Origin of the sequence: Rhizomonospora bruguierae, from assembly GCF_018397995.1 — a bacterium.
Classification (GTDB): domain Bacteria; phylum Actinomycetota; class Actinomycetes; order Mycobacteriales; family Micromonosporaceae; genus Rhizomonospora; species Rhizomonospora bruguierae.
Genome location: NZ_BBQH01000010.1, coordinates 362,635 through 387,934, shown reverse-complemented (window position 1 = coordinate 387,934; position 25,300 = coordinate 362,635). Strand labels below are relative to the sequence as shown.

The window sequence follows — 25,300 nt, the reverse complement described above, 5'->3', positions numbered from 1 at the left end:
CGCGGCGGTCACGAACGGCCGCGAGGACTGGCACATTTACAGGTATGAATGAATCGATTGTGGACAGCGTTCCGCTCTTCGATCTCCGTTCGCGGATCGAGGTCTCGGCCAGCCCGGAGCGGGTCTACTCGGTCGTCAGCGACCTGACCCGCAGCGGGGAGTGGAGCCCGGAGTGCCGGGGCGGTCAGTGGATCGCCGGCGAGGCGGCGACCGTCGGGGCCGTCTTCCGCGGCGAGAACCTGCGCCCGGACGACGTGGTGGCGTGGGCGCCGCTCATCCGCGGGGTCTGGTACACCGAGTGCCAGATCGTGGCGGCCGAACCGGGCCGCACCTTCCGGTGGGCGATGCGCACGCACACGGGCGAGAACCAGCAGAGCGTCTGGGGCTTCGACATCGAACCCCGCGAGGCGGGTGCGGTTCTCACCCACCACTTCCGGATGGGCCCGGCGACCGAGGGCATTCGCAAGATCGTGAAGGACCTCGACGAGCCGGACCGCAAGCGCTTCGTCGTCGACTGGACCGCCAAGCTCGAGGGCGACCTGGCCGAGACCCTGCACCGCATCAAAGAGGTCATCGAGAAGGAGTGAGCCGGCCGGCCCGCGTCGAAAGAGGGAGGTTTCCATGTTTCTACAGCGCATTGCCAACAGGGGGATCCGGCTGGGCACGCTGTTCGAGCGGGCCGCCGCCCGGTACCCGGCCAGCCCCGTGATCCTCGATCACACGCTCGACGTGGCACCCGAACTGGGCCGGCGGGCGACCCTGACCCGGGTCGCGGACCTCGTCGACGACCTGGCCGCGCGGCTCTGGGCGGCGCAGGTCCGCCCCGGCGACCGAATCGTGGTGCACAAGGCCAACGGCTTCGACATCACGCTCCTCGCCTGCTCGATCGCCCGGATCGGCGCCGTGCCGGTGCTGCTGTCGCCGAAGCTGGACGGTGACACCGTCGCCGAACTGGTCCGCCGGGTGGACCGGCCGTACCTGCTGACCGACCAGGCCAAGCTGGAGAATGATCTGCCGGCGTCGGTCTTCGACCTGGCCAAGCGGGTGATCCTGGCGTCCGGCAGGCACGACCGCGCGGTCGAACTGGCCTCGCTCGCCGGTGGCCCGCGGGTGCCGGCGGTCACCATACCGCCCGAGCACCCGACGTTGATCACCCATACCTCGGGCACCACCGGCATCCCGAAGCTCGCCGTCCACACCGGACGGACGTTCGAGGCCCGGTACCGTCCGCAGGCGACGGTGGCGCGGCTGGTGAGCCGCAAGGAACCGATCGCCATCCACGTGTCCTTCGTCCACTCTCGGATGTTCACGGCGATGCCGATCACGATCCTCCAGGGCCACCCGCTGATCATCCTGCGCGACGACGACCCAGGCAGGGTCGCTGAGGTCTTCGCCGAGGCGCCGCCCGGCCTGATCGAGGCCCACCCCAACGCGTTCGTGCGGTGGGAGGAACTGGTCGAGGACCCGCGCCAGCCGCTGGCCAATGTCAAGTACTTCAGCAGCACGTTCGACGCGATCCACCCGCGCACGGTGCGCCGGCTGCTCAGCGCGTCCCGGCGCCGGTCGCCCCGGTACATCCAGATGTACGGGCAGAGCGAGGTCGGCCCGATCGCCGGCCGCGCCTACCACCCGAAGTGGGGCACCGAGGCCGACGACGGTCGCTGCGTCGGCATGCCGTTCCCGGGGATGACCGGCGTCCGCGTGGTCAGCCGGGACGGAAACCCGCCGTCCCCGGAGTCGCCGGGCTACATCGAGGTGCGCAGCGACGGCCGGATCGTCACCTACCTCGGCGAGCACGAGCGCCACCAGAAGCAGGTCAACGACGGCTGGTGGCGGATGGGCGACGTCGGGTACCGCACGAGGTGGGGCTGCCTGCACCTGCTGGACCGCGAGGTGGACCTGATCCCGGGCATCAGCAGCACCCTGGCCATCGAGGACCGTCTGCTGGCGCGGATCCCGGATCTGGTCGAGGTCGTCATCATCCCCAACACCGAGGGCCGGCCCGTGCCGATCGTGTGCACCAGGGGCGATACCCCCCTGGACCGCCAGGCGTGGCGCTCGGCGGTGCGGGGCCTGCCGGCGATGGCCGAACCGGTGCAGTGGCGGCACGCCGACCTGCCGCAGACCGCGACCACGAAGATCAAGCGGCTCGAACTGGCCCGGATACTGGCGGCCGGGAACAACGGCTCCGTGGTCACCTCCTCCTCCGCCGGCTGACCGCGCCCCTCCGCCCACCCGTGGCCCCCGGTCGAGACCGACCGGGGGCCACGGCGTGTATGCGCCGACCGGGCCGGATGCCGCCTACGGCCGGTGGGTGGCCCCGCGCAGGTAGACCAGGACCGCCAGCACCCGCCGGTGATCCTCGTCGGAGCCGCCCAACCCGAGCTTGGCCATGATGGACCCGACGTGCGCCTCGACGGTGCGGTCGGTGAGGCAGAGCCGGCGGGCGATCCCGATGTTCGTGCGGCCCTCGGCCATCAGCGTCAGAACGTCCCGCTCCCGCGGCGTGAGGGTGGCCAGCGGGTCGGAGGGCGGACGGTGGCCGATCAACCGGGTGACCACCTCGGGGTCCAGGGCCGAGCCGCCGGCCGCCACCCGCCGCAGGGCGTCCAGGAAGTCGTCCACGTCGAGCACCCGGTCCTTCAACAGGTACCCGAACCGGCCGCTGGCGACGAGGTCCACCGAGTGCCGGGTCTCGATGTGCTGGGAGAGCAGGACGATGCCCAGGCCGGGGTGGTCCCGCCGGATCCGGCGGGCCGCGCGGGCGCCGTCGTCGGTGTGGTCGGGCGGCATCCGCACGTCGATGAGGGCCAGGTCGGGCCGGGTGTCGTCGACGGCGGCCCGCAGGCCGGGCGCGTCGGTCGCCTTGCCGACCACCTCGTGGCCGGCGTCGGCCAGCAGCCGCGCCAGCCCCTCGCGGAACAGGGCCGAGTCCTCGCCGATCACGATCCGCACGGCACCGCCGCCTGTACGAGGGTCCCGTGACCGGGACGGCTGGTCACGGTGAGCGCGCCGCCGGCCGCGGAGACCCGGTCGGCGAGGCCGGCCAGCCCGGCCCCGGGCCGGACGGTCGCGCCGCCCACCCCGTCGTCGCGCACCGCCACCGTCAACCGGCCGTCCCGGCGGGACGCGCTCAGGTGGATGCTCCCGGCGGCGGCGTGCTTCACGATGTTCGCGACCGCCTCGCTGGCCACGTAGTAGGCGGTGGTGGCGACGTCCTCGGCCACCGGATCGGCGTGCAGTTCGGGGTCGACGTCGACCGTCGCCGGGATCGGCACGCTGCGCGCCAGCATCGCGAGCGCCTCGGGCAACCCGCCGTCCAGGCTGGACGGTCGCAGCCCCTGCGCGATCTGCCGCAGCTCCGCGACCGCGGTGCCCAGCTCGGTGACCGCCTGGTCGAGCAGCCCCGCCACGTCGGTCTCGGGCAGGTGCCGCTGGGCCAGCCGCAGCGCCATGCCGAGCGAGACCAGCCGCTGCTGGGCGCCGTCGTGCAGGTCCCGTTCGAGCCGCAGGCGTTCGGCGTACCCGGCGCGCAGCAGCCGCGCCCGGCTCGCCTCCACGTCCAGCAGCGCGCGGCGCACCTCCAGCCGCAGCCGCACCACCTCGACGAGCAGGGCGCAGGCGTCGGCGATCTCGCGCATCAGTTCCGGCGAGCCGCCGGCGCGGCCCCGCACCAGGACGCCGATCCGCAGCCCGCCGAGCCGGATCGGGGTGGCCTCCGCGGCGGAGTCGAACGGTGTGCCGGCCGCGCCGAGCAACTCGTCCGTGCCGGGCAGGTGGTACCCGATGCGCAGGTCCGGGTCGCGCAGCGCGGCCCGCAGCGTCTCCTCGAGGCGTTCCGGCGCGGCCTGGCCGGCGTGGATCCGGGCCCGGAGATCCTCGATGGCCGCGAGCGCCGCCTGGCGGGCGGGGTAGAGCCGGCGATCCACCCGGTGCTGCACGTGGCTGCGCAACGGCGCCAGCGCGAGCGCGCTGACCGCGGTCGCCGCCGCGGCGGCCACCGGCGACGACCGCCCGGCGACCAGCCCGGCGACGAACGTGGCGGCCGTGTAGAAGGCGAGCAGCCCGGCGGTCACCACGCCGTAGGTGACCGCCGCGCTCAACGCCCGGTCCACGTCGTACAGGTCGTGGCGCAGGATCGCGATCGCGGTCGCCGCGGGGATGGCGATCAGCGTGCCGGCCAGCCCGATGAGGATCAGCTCCGGCCCGTCCACCAGCAGGTAACTCAGCCAGCAGAGCAGCAGCGTCCCGGGCAGGAACAGCGCGCCCAGCGCGAACCACTTCAGTTGCGCCCGGGCCACCGCGGTGGCGGCCCGGCGGTACCGGATGACCATCGCCGTCGCGCAGACGACCAGGAGCGCGAGGAGCCCCGGCAGCAGCGCCATGCTGACCGGCCCCAGCACCCGCGCCAGCCCCGGCGACGGTGTGCCGAAGGCGTGCCCGACCTCCGCGTACGGCGCCGGGAATGGGGTGGGGTCGAGGCCCGCGAGCAGGATGAACGCGGCGGGGACCGCGAGGACGCCGGCCGCCGCCACGCGCCAGCGCCGCCCGGGCAGCAGGCGCCCGTCCGGGAAGACCAGCATGAGCAGCGACGCCGGCACGTAGTGCAGCATCCAGGCGCCCTGGCTCGCGGTCACCAGCAGCGGCCAGACCGGCAGCGTCCCCGGCCGGCGGGCCACGGCGTCCCGGTAGAGGTCGCTGAACGCGATCGCGATCGCGACCAGCCCGACGAGCGTGAGCAGCGCACCGACCGGGTTGGCGGGGCGCTTCACCGCGATCAGCACGCCGAGGGCCACGCAGGCGCCGGCGAGCAGGCAGCCGATGGCGAAGTACGCCACCATGCCCGCGCCCGCACCGAGGGTGAGCACCCAGGCGCCCGCGCCGACCAGCGCCGCGGCGAGCGCCGCCATGCCCCAGGCGGTCAGGCGCGGCAGGGCGACGCGCAGCCCCGGCGCCCACGTGGCGCGGGGCAGGGCGGTTTCGCCGCGTGCCGTCATGCCGCCACAGTAAGCGTTCGGCGGTGCCGGAAGTACCGTGCCAGCACGGAGACGCCCCCGTGCCGGCACGGAGGCGAAAGATCCGGGCCCGCTCCGATGTGCCCGCCCGACCTCCCGGCCGAGACTCTGACCACGACATCCACTCCGACGGAGGGCACCATGGCACATACCCGCACCTTCACCGTGGGCCTCGCGCTCGCCGGCCTGCTGGGCCTGGCCGACCTGGCCACCTGGCTGTTCGGCGTGGGCGGGGTGGGGCAGCCGCCGGTCGCGGCGGCCGCGATCATCACCCTGCTCGGCGCCGTCACCCTCGCCGGCGCCTGGTTCGCCTGGCAGGGCCGGCGGGGCGGGCTGGTGGCGGTGATCGTCACCCGGATCCTCTCCGCGCTCGCCGCCGCGCCGGCGTTCGGCGATTCCGACATCTCCACCGGGAACCTCGTGCTCATCGGCCTCGGCCTGGCCCTGACGGCGGTCGCGCTGATCCTGGTCTGGCCGGCCCTGCGCCGGCAGCCGGCGGTGGCGTCGTGACCGCCGTACTGGACCGCGAGGCGGAACTCGCCCCGCCGGCCGACGGCCTGCGCCGCGGGGGCACCGCGCTGGCGATGCTGCTGGCCCCGTGGGCGATCGTCGTGGCGAACGCCTGCTACGCCTGGGCGACCCGGGCCGGCGGCGGCGACCAGACCAGCGAGGAAGCGCTTGCGCTGTATGCGGCGCACCCGTCGCTGGCCCGGGGCGCGATCATCGCCGCGATGGTCGGCTGCTTGCTGATCGTCCCGGCGACCATCGGCGCCATGGCGCTGACCCGGCTCCGGGCGCGCCGGCTGGGCCTGATCGGCGGGTCACTCATGATCGGCGGGTACGTCGCGTACTTCGGCGTCGGCATGAGCGACCACATCGTGCTGGCGATGGCTCAGCGGGGTGGCCCGGTCGACGACTACGCGGCCGTGCTCGACGCCGCCAACACGGCGGCCATCCCGTGGTTCCTGCTGTTCGTCGCGGGCAACCTGCTCGGCACCCTGCTCCTGGGCATCGCGCTGTTCCGCGCCCGCACGGTGCCCGGCTGGGCCGCCGCCGCCATCTGCTGCTGGGCGGTGCTGCACGTGACCGGGCTGATCGCCGGCAGCGAATGGTTCGAGGTCACCGGCGCGGTGATCCAGGCCGTGGGCTTCGCCGCCCTGGCCGCGAAGACCGTTCGCTCCCGGTAGCCGCGGCCCGCATCCGCTGCCCGGTGGAGCCGTCCCACCGGGCAGCGTCGTGCGATCACCGCACCCGCACGCGCGGCCGGGCGAGGACGTTTCCCCGGCCGGGCGGCTTGGGCTGGAGCTCATCCCGGCGCGGTGCGGGTGGCGCCGCGCGGCGCCGACTTCCAGCGGCCGGTGTCCGTCGTGACGGTGGCGCCGCGCGCCGTCGGCCGGTGTCCGTCATCCGGCCTCCCCGGGTGCGGCCGGAAGCGGGTCGGGCGGCCGCCCGCCGGCGACCTTGGTGCGCAGCCAGTCCTCGAGGCCGGCGATGTGCACCGTGGCCCACGAGCGGGCGGTCTCCGGGTCGCGGGCGGCCATGGCCCGCTGGATGGCGCGGTGCTCCAGCAGCGTGCGCTCGATCGCGGTGTCCTGGCTGAGTCCGCGCCACATGCGCGCCCGCTGGGTACGGCTGGACAGGCTGTCGAGCAGGGAGCACAGCAGCGGGTTCCCGCTGCCCGCCGCGATCCGGGCGTGGAACTCCACGTCGTTGGCGACGAGTTCGTCGATCCGCGGGCTCGGCGGCAGGGTGTCGAGGTGCTCGGCCAGCCCGGCGATGTCCACGGTGGACATCGCCACGGTGGCCATGGCGGTCGCGGCCGGCTCCAGGATCCGCCGCACCTGGAGGAACTGGAGCACGCTGTCGTCGCGGTGGAAGTCCACGACGAACCCGAGGGCGTTCATGAGCGTGGCCGGGTCGAGCCCGGTGACGTACGTCCCGTCGCCGTGCCGGACGTCGAGGACCTTGATCAGGGCCAGCGCCCGCACCGCCTCGCGCAGGGAACTGCGGGACAGGCCGAGCCGCTCGGCGAGGTCGGCCTCCCGGGGGAGCCGGTCGCCGGGCGCGAGGTCGCCGTCGACGATCATCTTCTTGATCGCGGCGATCGCGTCGTCGGTCACCGCCATGGTTCAGCCCTCGGCCGCTGCGGCACGGCACCTCCCACCAGACCTCGGACGTCTCGACCATCCGGCGCCGTGGTTATCGATGTAACTGCGATGAATCGGCATCTTGACATGAGAGAGATCCGATGTCTACCGTCCGGCAGCATCACCACGTCACCGCGGGAGGAGCCACCCGTGAGCCGCGTCATCGCGATGGACACGCACGACGTCCGGTTTCCGACCTCCCGATTCCTCGACGGCTCGGACGCGATGAACCCCGACCCGGACTACTCGGCGGCCTACCTGCGGCTGCGGACCGACGCCGGGGACGGGCACGCCGGCCACGGCTTCGTGTTCACGATCGGTCGCGGTAACGACGTGCAGGTCGCCGCGATCCGCAGCCTGGCGCCGTACGTCGTCGGCCAGGACGCCGAGGCGCTGCTGGACGACCTCGGCGGGTTCTGGCGCCGGCTGGTGCACGACTCGCAGTTGCGCTGGCTCGGCCCGGAGAAGGGGGTGATGCACATGGCCGTCGGCGCCGTCGTCAACGCCCTGTGGGACCTCAGGGCCAAGCGGGCCGGGCTGCCGCTGTGGCGGCTGCTGGCGGGGCTGACCCCGACCGAGATCGTCGACCTGGTCGATTTCCGGTACCTCAGCGACGCCCTCACCAGGGACGAGGCGCTGAAGATCCTGGCGGCGGCCGAGCCGGACCGGGCCGATCGGCAGGCGTGGCTGCTCCGCGCCGGCTACCCCGCCTACACCACCAGCCCGGGCTGGCTCGGCTACGACGACGGCAAGCTCGCCCGGCTCTGCCGCGAGGCGGTCGCGGACGGTTTCACCCAGATCAAGGTGAAGGTGGGCGCCGACCGGCGGGAGGACGTGCGCCGCCTGCGGATCGCCCGCGACACCGTCGGGCCGGACGTGCGCATCGCGGTGGACGCCAACCAGCGCTGGGAGGTGGCCGAGGCGGTCGACTGGGTGGCGGCGCTCGCGCCGTTCGGCGTCGCCTGGGTGGAGGAGCCGACCAACCCGGACGACGTGCTGGGCCACGCCGCCATCGCCCGCGCCATCGCCCCGATCCCGGTGGCGACGGGGGAGCACATGGCGAACCGGGTCATGGCCAAACAGTTCCTCCAGGCCGGCGGGGTCGGCGTGCTGCAACTCGACGCGACGCGCGTGTCCGGGGTCAACGAGAACATCGCCATGCTGTTGCTGGCCGCGAAGTTCGGCGTCCCGGTCTGCCCGCACGCGGGCGGCGTCGGCCTGTGCGAGATGGTGCAGCACCTGGCGATGTTCGACCTCGTGGCGGTCTCGGGCACGGCCGAGGACCGGATGATCGAGTACGTCGACCACCTGCACGAACACTTCGCGGCGCCGGTACAGGTCCGCAATGGACGGTACATCGCGCCCTCGGTGCCCGGGTCCGGTGCCGAGATGCTGATGGAGTCCGTCGAGCGTTACCGGTTCCCGGGGCAGGCGTGAGATCCGCCGCGGGCCACGGGTAGAGGGAGGGGACGCGCGATGAGCAACCACCTGCTCGAGGTGGCGGGCGTGCACAAGGCATTCCCGGGCGTGCGGGCCCTCAGCGACATGCACCTGACCCTGCGCGCCGGTGAGGTGCTCGCGCTGGTGGGCGAGAACGGCGCCGGCAAGTCGACGCTGATGAAGCTGTTGTCCGGCGGCTACCGGCCCGACGCCGGCTCCTTCCGGCTGAACGGCGAGCCGTTCGTGCCGCAGAACCCCCGGCACGCGCTGCACGCCGGGATCAGCATCATCCATCAGGAGTTCAACCTGATGCCGCATCTCACGGTGGCGCAGAACATCTTCATCGGCCGCGAGCCCCGCCGCGGCCCCCTGCTGTCGGAGCGGGAGCTGAACCGCCGCGCCGCCGACCTGGTGGCGCGGCTGGGGCTGCCCTTGGACATCCGCGCCGTGGTCGGCGGCCTGACCGTCGCCAGCCAGCAGATGGTCGAGATCGCCAAGGCGCTGTCGTACGACGCGCGGGTGTTCATCATGGACGAGCCCACGGCGGCGCTGAACGACGCCGAGGTGGCGACCCTGCACGGCCTGATCCGCCGGTTCGTGCGCCCGGACACCGGGGTCATCTACATCTCCCACCGGCTCGACGAGTTGAAGGCGATCAGCGACCGCATCACCGTCATCCGGGACGGCAGGTACGTCGACACGCTCGCCACGGCCGCCACCACCACGAGGGAAATCATCACGCTCATGGTGGGCCGCGCGCTCACCAGCGACGCGCGGCCGGTCGACGTCCGGCCGGGGCGGGAGGTCGTGCTCGACGTCCGGGGCCTGAGCACCGGGCCGCTGCTGCGCGACGTCAGCTTCACCCTCGGCAAGGGGGAGATCCTCGGCTTCGCGGGGCTGATGGGCGCCGGGCGCACCGAGGTGGCCCGCGCGATCGTGGGCGCGGACCGGACGACCGGCGGGACGATCCGCCTGCACGGTCGGCCGGTCAGGATCCACAATCCGGCCGAGGCGGCCCGGCTGGGCATCGGCTACCTGTCGGAGGACCGCAAGCACCTGGGCCTGCTGCTTGAACACGACGTGAGCGACAACGTCGCGCTGTCCTCGCTGCGGGAGAGGTTCACCCGCTGGGGGCTGGTCGACCGGCCGGCCACCCGCCGCACCGCGACGGACCTGGTCCGCCGGCTGGCCGTCCGGACCCCGTCCGTCCGGCAGCCGACCAAGTACCTCTCCGGCGGCAACCAGCAGAAGGTCGTCATCGCCAAGTGGCTGGTCAAGGACTGCGACGTCCTGATCGTCGACGAGCCGACCCGCGGCATCGACGTCGGCGCCAAGGAGGAGATCTACGCGCTGCTCAACGACCTCGCGCGGCAGGGCAAGTCGATCATCATGATCAGCTCCGAGCTGCCCGAGGTGCTGCGCATGTCGCACCGGATCGCGGTGATGACCGAGGGACGGGTCAGCGGCATCCTCGCCGCCGGCGACGCCTCGCAGGAGAGCGTCATGCACCTGGCCACGCTGCGCCCGAACGAGAACCCGGCGGACGCCGCCGAACTCGGCCTCCCCGACCCGCGGCGCCCGGACGCCGCACCCGACCGCGGACCGACCGAACCGAAGGCTGTGTGACGATGGCGTTCCCGCTCACCGACGGCACGGAGACGGCCGCCCGGCCGAACTGGCTGACCGCGGCCAAGAACCGGCTCCAGCAACTGCTGGCGTTCGCCAGCCTGATCGTGATCTTCACGTTCTTCGCGCTGGCCAACTCGGCGTTCCCCACGTACTCCAACGTCATCAACATCCTGTTCAGCACGGTTGTGATCGGAACGCTCGCGCTGGGCACCACCTTCGTCATCATCACCGGCGGGATCGACCTGTCCATCGGCACCGGCATGGCGCTGTGCGCCGTCATGTCCGGCGTGTTCATCGTCGACGCCGGCCTGCCCGTCGCGCTCGGCGTGCCCGCCGCCGTCCTCTTCGGCGGCCTGATCGGCCTGGTCAACGGCGTCAACGTGGCCGTGCTGAAGCTGCCGCCGTTCATCGCGACCCTCGCGATGATGCTGGTGGCCCAGGGCCTCGCCCTGGTGATCTCCAAGAGCACCCCGATCTACTTCAGCGACCACCCGGGCTACACCAAGATCTCCACCGGCGAGCTCATCCCCGCGCTCAACATCCCGAACGCCGTCGTGGTGCTCCTCGCCGCCGCCGTGCTCGCCGGTTTCCTGCTGAGCAGGACCCTGCTCGGCCGCTACACGTACTCCATCGGCAGCAACGAGGCCGCGACCGCCCTGTCGGGCATCAACGTCCGCCGCTGGAAGGTGGTCGTCTATACGCTCGCCGGCCTGTTCACCGGGCTGGCCGGCGTGCTGATCTCGGCTCGGCTCGGCTCGGCGCAGCCGGCCACCGGGATGGGCTACGAACTACAGGCGATCGCCGCCGTCGTCATCGGCGGCACGTCGCTGGCCGGCGGCAAGGGCTCGATCATCGGCACGATGATCGGCGCCCTGATCATCTCCGTCCTCAACAACGGCCTGCAGATCATGTCCATCCCGCAGGAGTGGCAGAACGTCATCCTCGGCCTGGTCATCCTCGTGGCCGTCTACGCCGACATGGTGCGCAAGAAGGAGACCTGACCCCACCACCGCCCACCACCCCCGCCACCACGCAAGGAGCGCCGAACGATGACCAGAACCCGCACACTCGCCGCCCTGGCGGCCGCCGCCCTGCTGCTCGTCTCCGGGTGCGGCGACTCCGGCGGCTCCGACTCCGGCGGCGCCAAGAAGCCGTACGTCGCCATCGTCTCCAAGGGCTTTCAGCACCAGTTCTGGCAGGCCGTGAAGAAGGGGGCCGAGGAGGAGGCCGCCCGGCAGGGCGTGCGCATCACCTTCGAGGGCCCGGCCACCGAGGCGGACATCGAGGCCCAGACGACGATGCTCACCAACGCGCTGGCCAAGAAGCCCGACGCGATTGGCTTCGCCGCCCTGGACAGCAAGGCCGCCGCGCCGCTGATGCAGCAGGCCAGGTCCGCCAACATCCCCGTGATCGCCTTCGACTCGGGCGTCGACAGCGAGGTCCCCCTCACCACGGCCGCGACCGACAACAAGGCCGCCGCCGGCGAGGCGGCCAAGCACATGTCGGAGCTGATCGGCGGCGCGGGCAAGGTGGCCCTGGTCGTGCACGACCAGACCAGCGTCACCGGCCGCGACCGGCGCGACGGCTTCATCGACTGGATGACGGCCAACGCGCCCGGGGTCCAGATCCTGCCCGTCCAGTACGGCGGTGGCGACCAGGCCAAGTCCGCCGACATCACCAAGTCGATCCTGCGCGCCAACCCGGACGTCAAGGGCATCTACGGCGCCAACGAGGGCTCCGCCATCGGCGTCGTCAAGGGCATCGAGGAGAGCGGCAAGCAGGGCATCGCGGTCGTCGGCTTCGACTCCGGGCAGGCCCAGATCGACGCGATCAGCAACGGCGTCATGGCCGGGGCCATCACCCAGAACCCGGTCGGCATGGGGGCCGCGCTCGTCAAGGCCGCCGTGGACGCGATCAACGGCAAGTCCCTGCCGAAGACCATCGACACGGGCTTCTACTGGTACGACAAGACCAACATCGACAAGCCCGAGATCCAGGCCGTGCTGTACAAGTGAGCCGGGCGCGTGCGGGTCGGGTCGGCCGAGCGACCGGCCCGGCCCGCACCGGCTCCCTCGGCGCGAGGCGGCAAGCGGTGGCGTCAGCCGGTGCCGGTGTCCTGCCGTGGTTCGCCGCGCGGGTCGGGTAGTGCCCACCGGCCGCCGTCCGCCTCGCCCCGGCTGAGTCGCAGCTCGTACCGGATCTCGTGGCTGGGGTGGCGGTTCAGCGCGACGTACCCGACCCGGCCGTCCTCCAGTTCGTAGATCCGGCGCACCAGCAGGATGGGCGCGCCGACCGGCACGCTGAGGACGGCGGCGGTGTCCGGCTCGGCCAGGGCGGCCTCGATGGTCTGGATCGCGCCGTGGAAGTGCACGCCGCGTTTCTCCAGGATGTCGATCATCATCGACTGCTGGAGGTCTGCCATGGTGAGCCCCTCGCCCAGCCAACGCGGCAGGTAGGAGGTGGCGAAGGTGATCGGCCCGCGGGTGCCGGAGCGGACCCGGCGCACCTGCACGCACGGCTCGCCCGGTTCCAGCCCGAGGGTCGTGCGGATGTCGGTCGGCGGGACCACCTCGGTCACCCCGAGCGCGCGCACGTCCAGGCCGGCGACGGCCTCGGAGACCAGTTCCAGCGGAACGGTGATGCGCACCCGGTCGGTGGGCTCCTCCGTGGCCGTGACGAAGGTTCCCTTGCCCTGCTGGCGGCTGAGCCGGCCCTGCTGCTCCAGCAGGCTGAGTGCCTGGCGCATGGTCACGACGCTGACCTTGAACGAGGCGGCCAACTGCGCCTCGGACGGGAGCCGGTCGCCGACTACCCATTCTCCGGTATCAATGCGGCTGCGGAGCACGTTCGCGATCTGGTAATACAGCGGCATTGGGTTGTCGCGCGCGAGGTCGGCCCCGGGTGGGCGATTCACGATGTCCATTGTAGGTTCAGCAGACCTTCTCTGGGGTGGCCGACTGCACCGCCGGCCCGTCGTACCGGACCAGTTCCGGTTCGATGACCCGCATCGGGCGTTGCCGGGTGGACTCCTCGACGGCGTGCGCGCTGAGTCCACCGAGCCGGGCCAGGCCGAACAGGCAGTCGCCGAACGGGGCGGGCAACCCGATCGTGACCACCGCGAGCGCCAACCCGCCGTCCACGTTGACGCACTGGTGCTTGCCGGTCCGCCGGGACAGGGCCCGAGCGAGCGCCTGTGCCGCGGCGACCGGCGCGTGGCCCCGGTTCTGCGCGGCCAGCAGGTCGACGATGACGGCGGTGCGGGGGTCCTCGCGGTGCCAGCGGTGACCGAGGCCGGGCACCCGCCCGCCCCGCCGGCGGACCCGGTCCACCGTCTCCTCGGCCCAGCGGTCGAGGTCGGTGGGGGGAGCGGCGGCCAGGAGTTCGGCGCAGGCGGTGACGGCCGCCCCGTGCAGCGGACCGGTGGCCAGTAGCCCGGTAGCCGCGCTGGGGAGGGGGCGGTTGCCGGTCGAGGCGGCGGTCCGGGTGGCCAGTGCGGACGGGGTCACCGCGCCGTGATCCACGCAGGCGATCAGGCAGGTTTCGACGAGTTCGACGTCGGCGGCCGGCGGCCGGCGCCCGGTCCACAGCAGCAGCAGGGTGGCGACGAAGCTGCCGGCCCGCATCAGGTCGGCGACCGGCCGGCCGCGGACGAATACGCCGCCGGGCCCCGTGCTGGTCAGGGCGGTGTGCCAGGGGGGCTGGGGTATGGACATGGGCACCCGTCTCTCGTCGGGGTCGCTGCTGTACCGCCGGGGGTTCCGAGGGACCGGATGGTGCGAGTTCCGCTCGGGCTGTTGACGGCGGTGTGATCGGAGCCTAGCATCCGCTCATCTAGTTAACCATAGGACTGACTGATAGGTGGACCGGATGGCGGCGGCGTCGGCCCCGTTGTTCACCTCCGCGTATCGAGCCCGGTCATCCACCCCGCGTAGGCACGACGGGAGAAGCACTGTGACGACCCTGCAAGCCCCCGCGCCGGCCCCCGCGGCCCGCCGCCGGACCGTACGGCGGTCCGCCGGCTCGGCCCGCCGCCGCGGGGATCCCCGCTACGTGATCGCGGCAGCCGTGGTGTTCGTCCTGCTCTGGCAACTCGTGGTGGTCTTCGGCAGCGTGCCCGGATACATGCTGCCGGCTCCGATGGACGTGGCGAAGGCGCTGTGGCACGGCATGACCGTCGCCCCGAGCGACCGCGACAGCTACCTGCCCCACCTGTGGCACACCACCTCGGCGGCGCTCGCGGGGTTCGCCCTCGGCAGTGGCGCCGGAATCGTGCTCGGCGGCCTGTGCGCGATGAACCGGGTGGTCAACCAGGTGGTCCGCCCGTACGTGTTCGGCCTGCAGAGCATGCCGAAGGTGGCACTGACGCCACTGCTGATGGTCTGGCTCGGCTTCGGCAACCCCACGAAGATCACCCTGGCGGCGCTGCTGGTGTTCTTCCCGGTCTTCGTCAACGCCTACACGGGCCTGGTCAATGTGGACGACACCTACCTGCGGCTGTTCCGGGGCATGAGCGCCAGTCGCTGGCAGATGCTGTCCCAGTTGCGGCTGCCGGCCGCCATGGTGGCGGTCTTCGCCGGCCTGGAGATGGGCATCGTCCGGGCCCAGTTGGGCGCCGTGGTGGCGGAGTTCCTGGCCGGCCAGAACGGGCTGGGCATCATCCTGATCCGCTTCCAGTACGTCAACGACACCGCCGGTGCGTTCGCCGTGTTCATCCTGCTGGCCATCAGCTCGTTCGTGCTCTACCGGGTCCTCAAGGCCAGCAGGAAACGGGTCATCTTCTGGATCCCCTCGCACACAGATAAGAGGTAGGTCGTGGTCAACTCGGCGAAGTCCACCATCAGCCGGCCCGGGGCGCCTCCGGACGCCGGGGAACCGACCCTGGTCTGCGAGCAGGTGACCCGGACCTTCGAGTCCAAGCGCGGCACCGTCACCGCCCTGGACGGCGTCTCGATGACCGTCGGGCGCGAGCGCTTCGTCAGCGTGGTCGGCCCCAGCGGCTGCGGCAAGACCACCCTGCTCATGATCATGGCAGGGCTGGAGCGGGCAAGCCGGGGCAGCATCCGCATCGGGGGGCAGGAGTCGACCGGCCCGCGCGACGACGTGGGCATCGTCTTCCAGTCCCCGGTGCTGCTGCCCTGGAAGAACGTGCTGCAGAACGTGCTGCTACCGGCGAAGATCGGCAAGCGGCTCTCGCCGGAGATGCGGGAGCGGGCCCAGGAGCTGATCGAGATGGTCGGCCTGGCCGGGTTCGAGAAGTACCTGCCGCACGAGCTGTCCGGCGGGATGCAACAGCGCACCGCGATCGCCCGGTCGTTGCTGCTGCGGCCGAGCACGCTGCTGATGGACGAGCCGTTCGGTGCCCTCGACGCGATGACCCGGGAGCGGATGAACATGGAGCTCGCCCGGATCTGGGAGGTCGAGCGGAAGGCCGTGGTGCTGGTCACCCACGACATCTCCGAGGCGGTCCTGCTGAGCGACCAGATCGTGGTGATGTCGCCGCGGCCGGGCCGGATCGTCAAGACCATCACGGTCGACCTCGACCGGCCCCGCACCCCGTCGGTCGTGGACACCGCGGACTTCCGGGACCGTGTCGCGCAGGTGCGCGACCTGCTGAAGGAGCACCCGGCCGAACCCGGCCGGACCGACAAGAAGGAGTACCTGCGATGACCACGTTCTCCGGGCTCTACCCGGCCACGGTGGTGCCGTTCACCGAATCGGACACCGTCGACGCCGAGGCGCTCCGCCGGGTGATCGAGTACAGCAGCACACCGCGGGGCGTGTCCGGCGTGGTGGTCAGCGGGCACATGGGCGAGCTGATGATGCTCGACGCGGCCGAGCGGCGCGAGGTGGTGCGGGTGGCGCGGGCGGCCGCCCCGGCCGGCAAGCACGTGATCGCCGGCGTCGAGGGGCGCACGCCGAAGGCCCTGGCCACCGCGGCCCGCGAGGCGGTGGACGCCGGCGCCGACGCGCTGCTGGTCTGCCCGCCGTTCGACGCCCGCCCCCTGCGCCCCCTGGTCGGGCACGCCGAGGCGGCGCTGACCTACTTCCGGGCGGTCGCCGACGCGGTCGACGTGCCGCTGATCGTCTTCCAGTACAACCGGGCGAGCGGCATCGCGTACCCGCTGGACGTGCTGGAGCGGTTGGTCGACCTGCCCGCGGTGCGCGCGGTCAAGGCCGGCACCCGGGACATCACCGACTACGTCGCGCTGCACCACCGACTGGCCGGCAAGGTCGACATCCTGGCCGCCTCGGACGGCCCGCCGCTGATCTCGATGCTGATGCACGGCGCCGACGGCGCGCTGATCGGGGTCAGTTCGGTCGGCACCCCGATCTGGGCCGAACTGGTCGAGCTGGCCGCGGCCGGCGACCTGGCCGGGGCGCACCGGCTGTTCCAGCAGCGCTGCCTCCCGCTGACCGAGGCGATCTACGAGAACCAACAGCCGACCGGGCACATCAGCCCGGTGGGTGCGGCGAAGGAGGCGCTGGTCCAGTTGGGCCTGCTGTCGAACAACCGGATCCGTCCCCCGGCCGTGGGCCCGGACGCCGAGCGCACCGGGCAGATCGCCGAGGCGCTGAAGCGGGCGGGTCTGGTGGGTGCCGGCGTTCCGGTCGGTGTCGGGGCGTCATGAGTGCGGTGAACGCCGCCGCGAGCGCCCGGCCACGCGCCGGCCGGGCCCGGCGGCGGCTGCCCGAACGCCTGCGGCCCCCGATCACCGTCCTGCTCGGACTGGTCGTGCTGGTGGCCCTCTGGCACGTCGCGGTCGAGATCTTCAACATCCGTCCGTACCTGCTGCCCGCGCCGCTGGACGTCGGCCAGGCCCTGTACCGGGGGCTCACGGCCCCGCTCAACTCCCGGGTCAGCCTCGTCTTCCACCTGATCATCACCTTCCGGGCGGCCGGCCTGGGCCTGCTGGTCGGGGGTCTGCTCGGGGTCCTGGCCGGGGTGTTCGCCGCCTCGAGCCGGGTTGTCGACGGCTTTCTGTCCTCGTACGTGTTCGCGCTCCAGGGGCTGCCGAAGGTGGCCATCGCCCCGCTGCTGATGATCTGGTTCGGTTTCGGGCTGACGACCAAGGCGCTGCTCGCCGCGTTCCTGGTCTTCTTTCCCATGTTCGTCAACACCTACACCGGTCTAACCACTGTAGACCGTGGCTACGAGCGGCTGTTCACCGCGCTGCGCGCGGGTCCACTACAGACGCTCATGCAACTGCGGCTGCCCGGCGCGCTCGTCATGATCTTCGCGGGCCTGGAGATCGCGGTGGTCCAGGCGCTGCTCGGCGCGATCGTCGGCGAGTTCGTCGCGGCCGAGGCGGGCATGGGCATCCTGCTCAAGCAGTACCAGGCGGTCAGCAACACCGCCGCGATGTTCGCCGCGCTCATCCTGCTCGCCATGACCGGCGTCGTCCTCAACGGCATCATCCGGCTGCTGCGCGGGCGCCTCATCTACTGGGCGCCGGAACGGTCGCAGCAATCCACCCTCGCCCCATCCGAATAGTCCACCGCGCGGGCGTCCGGCCCGTCCAGGAGGTTTCCCATGCCCCAGTCCGTTTCCGTCCGGCGCGGATTAATCGTCGTCGCGGCCGGCGCGCTCGCCCTGTCCACCGTCACCGGCTGCCTCAGCGAGAGTCAGGGCGGCGACACCGGCTCGGGCGCCGGCGACGGCAGCCTGAAGAACGTGGTCTTCGCGACCGGGTCCACCACGGGTGGACCGCACTTCGCGATCCAGGAGATCGGCGTCAACCTGGGCTTCTACAAGGAGGAGGGGCTGTCGGTGTCGTTCAAGCACGCCGGAGGCAACGCGCAGGCCACCGCCGAACTGGACCGCGACCGGGCGCAGTTCGCCACCGGCACACCCAGCTTCCAGGTGAGCAACTACGCCAAGAACGGCGCCCTGCCCGGCGTCAACTTCTTCGAGTACGCGTACCCGATGAAGTGGGACTTCGCGGTGAAGCCCGATTCACCCATCCAGTCGCTGCGCGAGTTGGAGGGCAGATCCGTGGGCATATCCGCCCTCGGTACCGCCGACGAGTTGGTGGCGCGGGAGTGGCTGCGGCTGGCGGGGGCGAACCCGGACAAGGTCAAGCTCACCGTCACCGGCGGCGGCGAGCCGATGGGTACCGCCGTGCAGGACAGCAAGGTGGACGCCGCGCTGACCTGGGACACCTACCGCGGCCAGTGGGACGTGGCCGGCATCTCCTACCGGGTCCTGCCCCGGCCGGAGGGTGTGTCGGAACTCGGCGGGTTCTACCTGCAGACCAAGAAGTCCACGATCGAGTCCGACCGGGCGATGGTGGTCGGGCTCGGGCGGGCCACGCTCAAGGGCATCGTCTTCGCCCTGGCGAACCCGGAGGCGGCTGCGGCGATCTACCTGGACCGGCACCCGGAGGCCGGCGAGGGCAAGCCACGCGAGGAGGCGGTGGCCAACCTCGTCAAGATCATGAAGTACCGGATGGCCAACCAGTTGCCGGCCGACTCGAGCCTGCTGCCCGGCCAGACCAGGCCGCAGGAGTGGGCGAACGAGGTGGCGTTCGCCGGCGCGGCCGACAAGGTCAAGGACCCCTCGATCTTCTACACCAACGACCTGGTCAAGGAGATCAACGACTTCGACCGGGCGACCATCGAGAAGATGGCCAAGGAATACGACTGGCGTAACTGAGTCGGCCGAACCATAGCGGTGGCCCACCGGCGCCCGCACCCCGCACGCCGGTGGGGCCGCCCGCACCGCACATCGGAGGGCACATGGACCAGACGGATGTGATCGTCGTCGGCGGCGGGATGGCCGGGCTGTGCGCCGCGGCTTCGGCCGCGGGGGCGGGCGCCCGGGTCGTGCTGCTGGAGGCGACCGACCGGGTGGGTGGGGCCGCCCGCTGGTCGGCCGGCCGGATCTGGACGTTCACCGACCTGCCGGAGATGCGCCGCCGCGTTCCGCTGGGCGACGCCCGGTTGCAGGCGGCGCTCGCCGCCGACCTCCTGGCCGGCCTGGACTGGTTGGCCGGGCTCGGCCTTCCCCTGGCCGCGCAGCGACCCGACCGGCTCGGGACGGGCCGGGTGATGGGCCTCGGCGCCGTCGGCGACCGCACGCCGTTTCTCCAGGAGCTGGCTGACCGGGTGAGCGGCCTGGGCGTCGAGATCCGCCACCGGTCCCGCGTCACCGCACTCACCCGTACCCCGCACGGCGTACGCCTGGCCGACGACACCGGCTGGGAGGTGCATGCGACAGCCGTCGTCCTGGCGTCCGGCGGATTCCAGGGCGGCGCCGAACTCACCCGCTCGTATCTGGGGCCCGAGGCCCGGCACCTCATGCTGCGCTCCGCACCGGCCTGCACCGGTGACGGCCTGCGGATGGGACTGGCGGCCGGCGGGACGGTCAGCCGGGGAATGGCGGACTTCTACGGGCACACCATGCCCAAGCATGCCGACCTGCTGGAGCCGACCGAGTTCAAGGCGGCGACGCTGAACGCGGCGGCCGACGCGATCCTGGTCAACCGGGACGGGCGGCGCTTCACCGACGAGGCCGACGGAGTCGTGGAGGAGACGAACGCCGTGGCGGCGATGTACCAGCCCGGCGGCGCCTTCTACCTGATCTGCGACGGCGACCGGGCCGACCGGATCCCGATCGACCTGATCGGACGGATCGCCGATCGGGCCGGCGTTCCGCGCGGCGAGATCCTGCTGTCGGCGGACTCGCTGGTCGGCCTGACCGAATCGATGGCGAAGGCGTGGAAGATACCCGGCACCACGCTCGCCCAGACCCTCGCGAACGCCGAGCTGATGCCGCACCGCAGCCGACCGCTCAGTCCCCTGAGGACGCCACCGTTCGTCGCGGTCGCCTGCGTCGCGGCCATCACGCTGCCGTACGGCGGGCTGGCCGTCGAACCGTCCGGGGCGCTGGTCGACGCCGGCGGCGAGCACCTGGCCGGGCTCTTCGCCGCCGGGGCGGACGCGGGCGGGGTGTTCCACGGCGCCTACGCCGGCGGGCTCGCCTGGGCCCTGGTCAGCGGGCGCCGGGCCGGTGCCTCCGCCGCGGCCGCCGCCCGGCGGTCGCCGGTGGCGTCCGGGGGTGACGCGCGATGAACCCCGACGTGGTGGTGGTCGGGGCCGGCGCCGCCGGCCTGGCGGCCGCGGTCAGCCTCGCCGAGGCCGGCCTGGCGTGCCACGTGGTCGAGCAGAACGACCGTCCCGGCGGCACGACGGCCCACGCGGTCGGCTCCATCTGCGTCTGCCTTCCGCCGCCGGACGGCGACGACTCGATCGAGGACTTCCTCGCCGACACGGCCCGGTTCCTGCCCGCCGACGCGGCCCACCTGGTCCCCGCGGACCTTCGCCACCTGCTCGCCCGGACCAGTGGCGAGACGCTCGGCTGGCTGCGCGCCCTCGGCGTGCCCCTCACCGGGCCGTACCCGGAGCATCCCCACCGCCGCCCGCGCCTGTACGCGACGGCGCCCGACGGCCGGTCCTTCATCTGGTGGCTGCTGCGGCGGGCCCACCAGCTCGGCGTCACGATCACCTGTGGCGCCCGCGTCACCCGCCTCCTTCGGCACGGCGCCCGGGTGGCGGGCGTACGCGCGGGCGGCGTCGATCTGCGCGGCCGGGTGGCGACCGTCCTGGCCTGCGGCGACTTCGCCGCGAACGACGACCTGAAGGCCCGGTACCTGACGCCCGCGGCCGCGACGAGTCCGGCGGTCAACCCGACCAGCCGCGGTGACGGCCTCGCCCTCGGCAGGTCGGTCGGCGCGGCCTGGCGGAACATGGGTACCGCGTTCGCGCCGCAGTTGAGGTTCGTCGCCCGGACCGGCCCGCCCGCGGACGAGTGGTCCCCGGCGCTGTTCACCGCGGGCCAGGCGGCCGGCCGGGTCATCCCCGGCCCGGCCGGCGGCGGCGCGGACGAGGTGCGCGCCTCGGGGTGGGCGGCGATGCCGCGGGCGTACATGGCACCGGCCGCCGAGGACGCCGCGCTCATCCTGGACACCGGCGAACTGATCCGCGTACCCGGGGCGGTGGACAGGGTCGCGGCGACCGCCAGCCGGACCGCGTATCTGCTGCTCGACTCGCGCTGGCTGCCCGGCGGGGAGTACCCGGACCGGCGGATCTCCAGCGCCCCGACCATGGGCTTCGCCCGCCTCGCGGACTACCGCGCCGCCCGGCCCGACCTGGTGCGCGATGCGCGGGATGTCGAGGCGGTCGCCGCGCTGGTCGGCGTCCCCGCCGAGCGGCTCGCCGGGCACCTGGCCGGCGGGCCGTCGTGGAAACCGCCGTACGTGCTGGTCGGGCCCGCCCGGCCGGTGGTCACCGTGACCGAGGGCAGCCTCGCGGTCGACGACCACCTGCGGGTGCTCTCCGGCGACGGGACGCCGATACCCGGACTGTTCGCCGCCGGCGCCGCGGGCCAGGGTGGCCTGCTCCTGCTCGGCCACGGCCTGCACCTCACCTGGGCGCTGACGTCCGGCCGGGCGGCCGCCCACGCCATCGCCGCCCGGGCCGCCGGCGAGGGGGGAACCGCGTGACCGGCGAGCCACCGGCCACTTCGGACGGGCCGCTGGCCGGCCTCCGGGTGCTCGACGCGGCCACCATGATCGCTGGGCCCACCGTGGGCAGGCTCCTCGGCGACTTCGGCGCTGATGTCGTCAAGATCGAGCATCCGGCGCACGGGGACGCCCTGCGCAGTCACGGGCTCCGCGAGGACGGCGACTCGCTGTGGTGGAAGATGATCGGCAGCAACAAGCGCTGCCTCGGCCTGGACCTGGGCGAGCCGGCCGGGGCGGGGCTGCTGCTCCGCCTGGTCGAGCGGTTCGACGTGCTGATCGAGGGGTTCCGGCCGGGCACCCTGGAGCGGTACGGGCTCGGCTGGGAGCGGTTGCGGGCCGCCAACCCCGGCCTGATCCTGCTCCGGATGACCGGCTTCGGGCAGACCGGCCCGTACGCCCGTCGGCCCGCGTTCGGCACGCTGATCGAAGCGATGAGCGGCTTCGCCCACCTGACCGGCCAACCCGACGGGCCGCCGACGCTTCCGCCGTTCGGCCTCGCCGACTCGATCGCCGGGATCAGCGGGTTCGCGGCGGTACTCACCGCCCTGTACGCGCGCGACGCGCGGGGCGGGGAGGGCCAGGTCATCGACCTGTCCATTCTGGAGACCATGACGGCGACGCTCGGCCCGGAGTCGATCGGCTACGACCGGCTCGGCGTCGTCAACAAGCGCTCCGGCAACCGGTCGACGAGCAACGCCCCGCGCAACACCTACCTGACGAAGGACGGGCGGTGGGTCGCGCTCTCCTCCAGCGCCACCTCGATCGCGGAACGCCTGATGCGGCTGGTCGGGCACCCCGAGGTCATCGACGAGCCCTGGTTCTCCCGGGGATACCAGCGCGCCGCGCACGCCGACCTGCTCGACGGGTACGTCCAGGAGTGGGTCGGGGCGCGCACGCTCGACGAGGTCGTCGCCGCGTTCGAGCGGGAAGGCGTGGCCGGCTCGCCGGTCTACGACATCGCGCAGCTCGTGAACGACCCGCACAGCCGGGAACGGGAGATCTTCACCCCCGTCCCCGACGACGAGTTCGGGCGGGCGCGGATGCCCAACGTGCTGTTTCGCCTCTCCCGGACCCCCGGCCGGATCCGCCACTCGGGTCGGGCGTTCGGCTCGCACACCCGGGAGATTCTCGCCGGCGAGCTGGAACTCTCGGCGGAGGAGATCTCCGACCTGGCCCGGCGCGGCGTGATCGGCTGATCCGGCTGGGCCCGGGGCGCCGGTGGGTGCGGTGCCGGCGGGGGGTGCGATGGGCGGATCAGGGTTGTGAGGCGCCGGCGACCGCCCGCTCGACCCGCCGGTCCGGCACCAGCCACCAGAGGGCGACCGCGACGTAGACCGCCAGCGAGAGCCACCGGTTCACGGCGGCCAGCACGATCCCGAGCAGGTAGAACAGCGGCGACGCCTTTCCCTTGAGGTCGCGGCCGAACGCCTTCGCGAGCTTGGACGACGCGCCCTGCTCGCGGATGATGGCGGTCCGCAGCCCGAAGTACGCCACCGCCGCGGCCAGCAGCACGATGCCGTAGGCGGCCGCGGGCGTCGCGGCGAACCGGTTCTCGCCCAGCCACCCGGTGGTGAACGGGATGAGCGACAGCCAGAACAGCAGGTGCAGGTTGGCCCAGAGCACCAGCCCGTTCACCCGCTCGGTCAGCATGAGCATGTGATGGTGGTTGTTCCAGTAGATGCCCAGGTAGACGAAGCTCAGCACGTACGACAGCAGGACCGGCCCCGAGTCCGCGACCGCCGACCAGGTGGTGCCGTGCGGCACGCGCAACCCCAGCACCATGACGGTGATCAGGATCGCGATGACCGCGTCGCTGAACGCCTCCATGCGTCTGGTGGGCATCCCCCGACCGTAGTCAGCGGGGGTGGGGGAGCGGGCACGATCGGGCGCGGATCGCCCGCCCGGCCCCGTCAGGTGAGCGCGCTGAGCGCCTCGTAACCCGCCCGGTTCAGCTTCCCCTCCCGGCGCAGCTCGTTGAGCCGGCGGTCGAGTTCGCGCAGCCTTCCCCTGCCGTTGCCGCGGTCCGACCGCGCGGCCAGGTCGTAAACCTGTCGCAGCAGGTCGCGCCCGGCGTCGGCGGCCAGGTTGCCCGCGGCGACCTGCTGCTGGACCCCGGTGGCGAAGCGGGCGAGCCGGCCGGTGAGCTGCGGCCCGACGGGCCGGGTCGCGGTGGCGCGGGGCGGTGGCGGCGTGGTGGTGCTCCGCGCGGTGGGCTCGGGCGGGGGCGGGGTCTCCTCGTCCGGCTCCTCGTCGTCGGCGGTGGTGGCCACCGGCGCCTCGGTCGGGGAGGACCCGGCCGTCGTCGTCGTGGCCGGCGACCCGCTGCTCGCCAGCGCCACGGCGACGACCAGGATGGTGATCACGATCGCCGCGGCCGACACCAGGGCGATCCACCACTCCCGCAGCCAGGTGGCGGAGATCGGCGGGGGCCACCACCGCATCGCCGCGGGGGACCGGTGCCTACCGGTGGGACGGGGCAGGAGCCGGGTGACCTGCTGCGCCACCCACCCGCCCCCGTCGCCGACCGGCGGCCCGTGCTCGGGTCTGCCGGCTGCGGCAGGCGGCCGGTCCAGCCTCTGCTCGTCCCCGATGGGGGCTACCACACCCGTCCTCTCCGCTCGCGCCCTCCCGGACGCGACCAACCGCGCCCTCCCGGACGCGACCAACGATGTCGCCCGCCGGCTGTCATGACTAACAGCGCACCAGCGTCCACATCCGTTACGCGGGCGATAGGAGCGTACTCCGGGGCCCCGGGTCGGAGGCCATCCAGCGTGCGTCCGAGAGTCGCCCGAACGGCCGGCGCACGCACCCGGACTCTGTGCGAAGACCGTGCGAACCACGGATGAGGGAACGGTCCTCGGTGCGGAACGCTGGTGGCGCGAACGAACCATCGACCACAGGGGAGAGGCATGGACACCATCGGCTTCCTCGGCGTCCCCGAACCGAGCGCTGAGGCCCAGCAGTTGTTCGACGAGGACATCGAAGAACTGGGCTACGTCATGAACGTGTCCCGGCTGTGGGCGTACCAGCCGGCCGCCCTGGTCGGGCTGTCCGCCCTGCTGCGGCAGGTGAGCACCGCGGACCAGCTCAGCCTGCGCCAGCGCGCGGTCCTGGTGACCGCCTGCGCCTCCGCCCGCGGCGACTCGTACTGCTCGCTGGCCTGGGGGCAACGGCTGGCCGACGCGAGCGACGCGCGGACCGCGGCCGGCGTGGTCGAGGGCGACGACGGCGGCCTGACGCCCGGCGAGCGGGCCATGGCCGGATGGGCGCGCAAGGTCGCGCGGGACCCGAACGGCACGACCGACGCCGACGTGCGGGAGCTGCGGGACGCCGGCTTCACCGACTCGCAGATCTTCACGATGACCGCGTTCGTGGCGCTGCGCGTGGCGTTCTCGACGGTGAACGACGCGCTCGGCCTGCGCCCCGACGCCGCCCTGCGCGCCGCCGTGCCGGCACCGCTGCGCGCCGCGGTCACCTTCGGCCGCCCGGCCGAGGAGGAGCAGCCGCCGCGCACCGGGTGAGCCGCAAACCGCCGCTTCGCCCGCTG

24 protein-coding genes are annotated in these 25,300 nt (G+C 72.8%); 17 read left to right on the top strand and 7 right to left on the bottom strand.

Going from position 1 to position 25,300, the window contains the following annotated elements; genetic code table 11:
- Window positions 1-44: 44 nt before the first annotated feature.
- Window positions 45-587, top strand: coding sequence for an SRPBCC family protein (locus tag KJS59_RS01775; RefSeq protein WP_213450421.1), 543 nt, complete (start codon window positions 45-47; stop codon window positions 585-587).
- Window positions 588-621: 34 nt separating this feature from the next.
- Window positions 622-2,217 carry a class I adenylate-forming enzyme family protein gene (locus tag KJS59_RS01770; RefSeq protein WP_213450420.1) on the top strand — a complete coding sequence of 532 codons (1,596 nt, stop codon included), beginning with the start codon at window positions 622-624 and terminating at the stop codon, window positions 2,215-2,217.
- Between the two features lie 84 nt (window positions 2,218-2,301).
- Here KJS59_RS01770 and KJS59_RS01765 read toward each other — a convergent pair whose 3' ends face one another.
- Complete coding sequence (locus KJS59_RS01765) at window positions 2,302-2,955, bottom strand: response regulator transcription factor (protein WP_213450419.1); 654 nt, start codon at window positions 2,953-2,955, stop codon at window positions 2,302-2,304.
- A complete protein-coding gene (locus KJS59_RS01760) occupies window positions 2,943-4,997 on the bottom strand; it encodes a sensor histidine kinase (RefSeq protein WP_213450418.1) in 2,055 nt (684 codons plus the stop codon). The genes KJS59_RS01765 and KJS59_RS01760 overlap by 13 nt, the downstream gene beginning before the upstream one ends.
- 159 nt (window positions 4,998-5,156) lie before the next feature.
- Between KJS59_RS01760 and KJS59_RS01755 the strand changes: the two genes are divergently transcribed.
- A complete protein-coding gene (locus KJS59_RS01755; protein ID WP_213450417.1) occupies window positions 5,157-5,525 on the top strand; it encodes a hypothetical protein in 369 nt (122 codons plus the stop codon).
- On the top strand, window positions 5,522-6,202 hold the full coding sequence (locus KJS59_RS01750) for a hypothetical protein (protein WP_213450416.1): 681 nt from the start codon (window positions 5,522-5,524) through the stop codon (window positions 6,200-6,202). Before KJS59_RS01755 ends, KJS59_RS01750 begins: the two co-directional genes overlap by 4 nt.
- Window positions 6,203-6,418: 216 nt before the next feature.
- Here KJS59_RS01750 and KJS59_RS01745 read toward each other — a convergent pair whose 3' ends face one another.
- A complete protein-coding gene (locus tag KJS59_RS01745) occupies window positions 6,419-7,141 on the bottom strand; it encodes a FadR/GntR family transcriptional regulator (protein ID WP_213450415.1) in 723 nt (240 codons plus the stop codon).
- 189 nt (window positions 7,142-7,330) lie between these two features.
- Between KJS59_RS01745 and KJS59_RS01740 the strand changes: the two genes are divergently transcribed.
- The 4 genes from KJS59_RS01740 to KJS59_RS01725 are packed head-to-tail and all read left to right on the top strand — an operon-like array spanning window position 7,331 to window position 12,246.
- On the top strand, window positions 7,331-8,599 hold the full coding sequence (locus tag KJS59_RS01740; RefSeq protein ID WP_249713791.1) for an enolase C-terminal domain-like protein: 1,269 nt from the start codon (window positions 7,331-7,333) through the stop codon (window positions 8,597-8,599).
- Window positions 8,600-8,638: 39 nt separating this feature from the next.
- On the top strand, window positions 8,639-10,228 hold the full coding sequence (locus KJS59_RS01735) for a sugar ABC transporter ATP-binding protein (RefSeq protein WP_213450413.1): 1,590 nt from the start codon (window positions 8,639-8,641) through the stop codon (window positions 10,226-10,228).
- 2 nt (window positions 10,229-10,230) lie between these two features.
- The gene (locus tag KJS59_RS01730; RefSeq protein ID WP_213450412.1) at window positions 10,231-11,232 is read left to right on the top strand and encodes an ABC transporter permease; all 1,002 of its coding nucleotides are present in this window, start codon (window positions 10,231-10,233) and stop codon (window positions 11,230-11,232) included.
- Between the two features lie 48 nt (window positions 11,233-11,280).
- Window positions 11,281-12,246: an ABC transporter substrate-binding protein gene (locus tag KJS59_RS01725; protein ID WP_213450411.1), complete on the top strand. Its 966-nt coding sequence runs from the start codon at window positions 11,281-11,283 to the stop codon at window positions 12,244-12,246.
- A gap of 83 nt (window positions 12,247-12,329) precedes the next feature.
- On the opposite strand, the gene KJS59_RS01720 is transcribed toward KJS59_RS01725, so the two are convergent.
- Together KJS59_RS01720 and KJS59_RS01715 are read right to left on the bottom strand one after the other, a co-directional pair.
- Window positions 12,330-13,145, bottom strand: a complete 816-nt coding sequence (locus tag KJS59_RS01720; protein ID WP_213450410.1) for a GntR family transcriptional regulator — start codon at window positions 13,143-13,145, stop codon at window positions 12,330-12,332.
- A gap of 16 nt (window positions 13,146-13,161) precedes the next feature.
- On the bottom strand, window positions 13,162-13,944 hold the full coding sequence (locus KJS59_RS01715) for a citrate/2-methylcitrate synthase (RefSeq protein WP_213450409.1): 783 nt from the start codon (window positions 13,942-13,944) through the stop codon (window positions 13,162-13,164).
- 238 nt (window positions 13,945-14,182) lie between these two features.
- On the opposite strand from KJS59_RS01715, the gene KJS59_RS01710 reads away from it, so the two are divergent.
- From KJS59_RS01710 to KJS59_RS01675, 8 genes are all read left to right on the top strand, one after another.
- Window positions 14,183-15,040: an ABC transporter permease gene (locus KJS59_RS01710; protein ID WP_213450408.1), complete on the top strand. Its 858-nt coding sequence runs from the start codon at window positions 14,183-14,185 to the stop codon at window positions 15,038-15,040.
- A 3-nt stretch (window positions 15,041-15,043) separates the two neighbouring features.
- A complete protein-coding gene (locus tag KJS59_RS01705) occupies window positions 15,044-15,898 on the top strand; it encodes an ABC transporter ATP-binding protein (RefSeq protein WP_249713780.1) in 855 nt (284 codons plus the stop codon).
- Window positions 15,895-16,860 (top strand): dihydrodipicolinate synthase family protein, encoded by a 966-nt coding sequence (locus tag KJS59_RS01700; RefSeq protein WP_213450407.1) that lies wholly within the window; start codon window positions 15,895-15,897, stop codon window positions 16,858-16,860. The genes KJS59_RS01705 and KJS59_RS01700 overlap by 4 nt, the downstream gene beginning before the upstream one ends.
- Complete coding sequence (locus KJS59_RS01695; protein ID WP_213450406.1) at window positions 16,857-17,723, top strand: ABC transporter permease; 867 nt, start codon at window positions 16,857-16,859, stop codon at window positions 17,721-17,723. Before KJS59_RS01700 ends, KJS59_RS01695 begins: the two co-directional genes overlap by 4 nt.
- Before the next feature lie 39 nt (window positions 17,724-17,762).
- Window positions 17,763-18,884 carry an ABC transporter substrate-binding protein gene (locus KJS59_RS01690; RefSeq protein ID WP_213450405.1) on the top strand — a complete coding sequence of 374 codons (1,122 nt, stop codon included), beginning with the start codon at window positions 17,763-17,765 and terminating at the stop codon, window positions 18,882-18,884.
- A gap of 83 nt (window positions 18,885-18,967) precedes the next feature.
- Entirely contained in the window at window positions 18,968-20,302 is a 1,335-nt protein-coding gene (locus tag KJS59_RS01685; RefSeq protein WP_213450404.1) for an FAD-dependent oxidoreductase, read from the top strand.
- Window positions 20,299-21,732, top strand: coding sequence for an FAD-dependent oxidoreductase (locus tag KJS59_RS01680; RefSeq protein WP_213450403.1), 1,434 nt, complete (start codon window positions 20,299-20,301; stop codon window positions 21,730-21,732). Before KJS59_RS01685 ends, KJS59_RS01680 begins: the two co-directional genes overlap by 4 nt.
- Window positions 21,729-22,949 carry a CaiB/BaiF CoA transferase family protein gene (locus KJS59_RS01675; RefSeq protein WP_249713779.1) on the top strand — a complete coding sequence of 407 codons (1,221 nt, stop codon included), beginning with the start codon at window positions 21,729-21,731 and terminating at the stop codon, window positions 22,947-22,949. Before KJS59_RS01680 ends, KJS59_RS01675 begins: the two co-directional genes overlap by 4 nt.
- A 58-nt stretch (window positions 22,950-23,007) precedes the next feature.
- On the opposite strand, the gene KJS59_RS01670 is transcribed toward KJS59_RS01675, so the two are convergent.
- Together KJS59_RS01670 and KJS59_RS01665 are read right to left on the bottom strand one after the other, a co-directional pair.
- On the bottom strand, window positions 23,008-23,595 hold the full coding sequence (locus KJS59_RS01670; protein ID WP_213450402.1) for a TMEM175 family protein: 588 nt from the start codon (window positions 23,593-23,595) through the stop codon (window positions 23,008-23,010).
- Between the two features lie 68 nt (window positions 23,596-23,663).
- Window positions 23,664-24,257: a hypothetical protein gene (locus KJS59_RS01665; protein ID WP_213450401.1), complete on the bottom strand. Its 594-nt coding sequence runs from the start codon at window positions 24,255-24,257 to the stop codon at window positions 23,664-23,666.
- A 405-nt stretch (window positions 24,258-24,662) separates the two neighbouring features.
- Here KJS59_RS01665 and KJS59_RS01660 point away from each other — a divergent pair, with 405 nt between their 5' ends.
- Window positions 24,663-25,274, top strand: coding sequence for a carboxymuconolactone decarboxylase family protein (locus KJS59_RS01660; RefSeq protein ID WP_213450400.1), 612 nt, complete (start codon window positions 24,663-24,665; stop codon window positions 25,272-25,274).
- Window positions 25,275-25,300 lie beyond the last annotated feature (26 nt).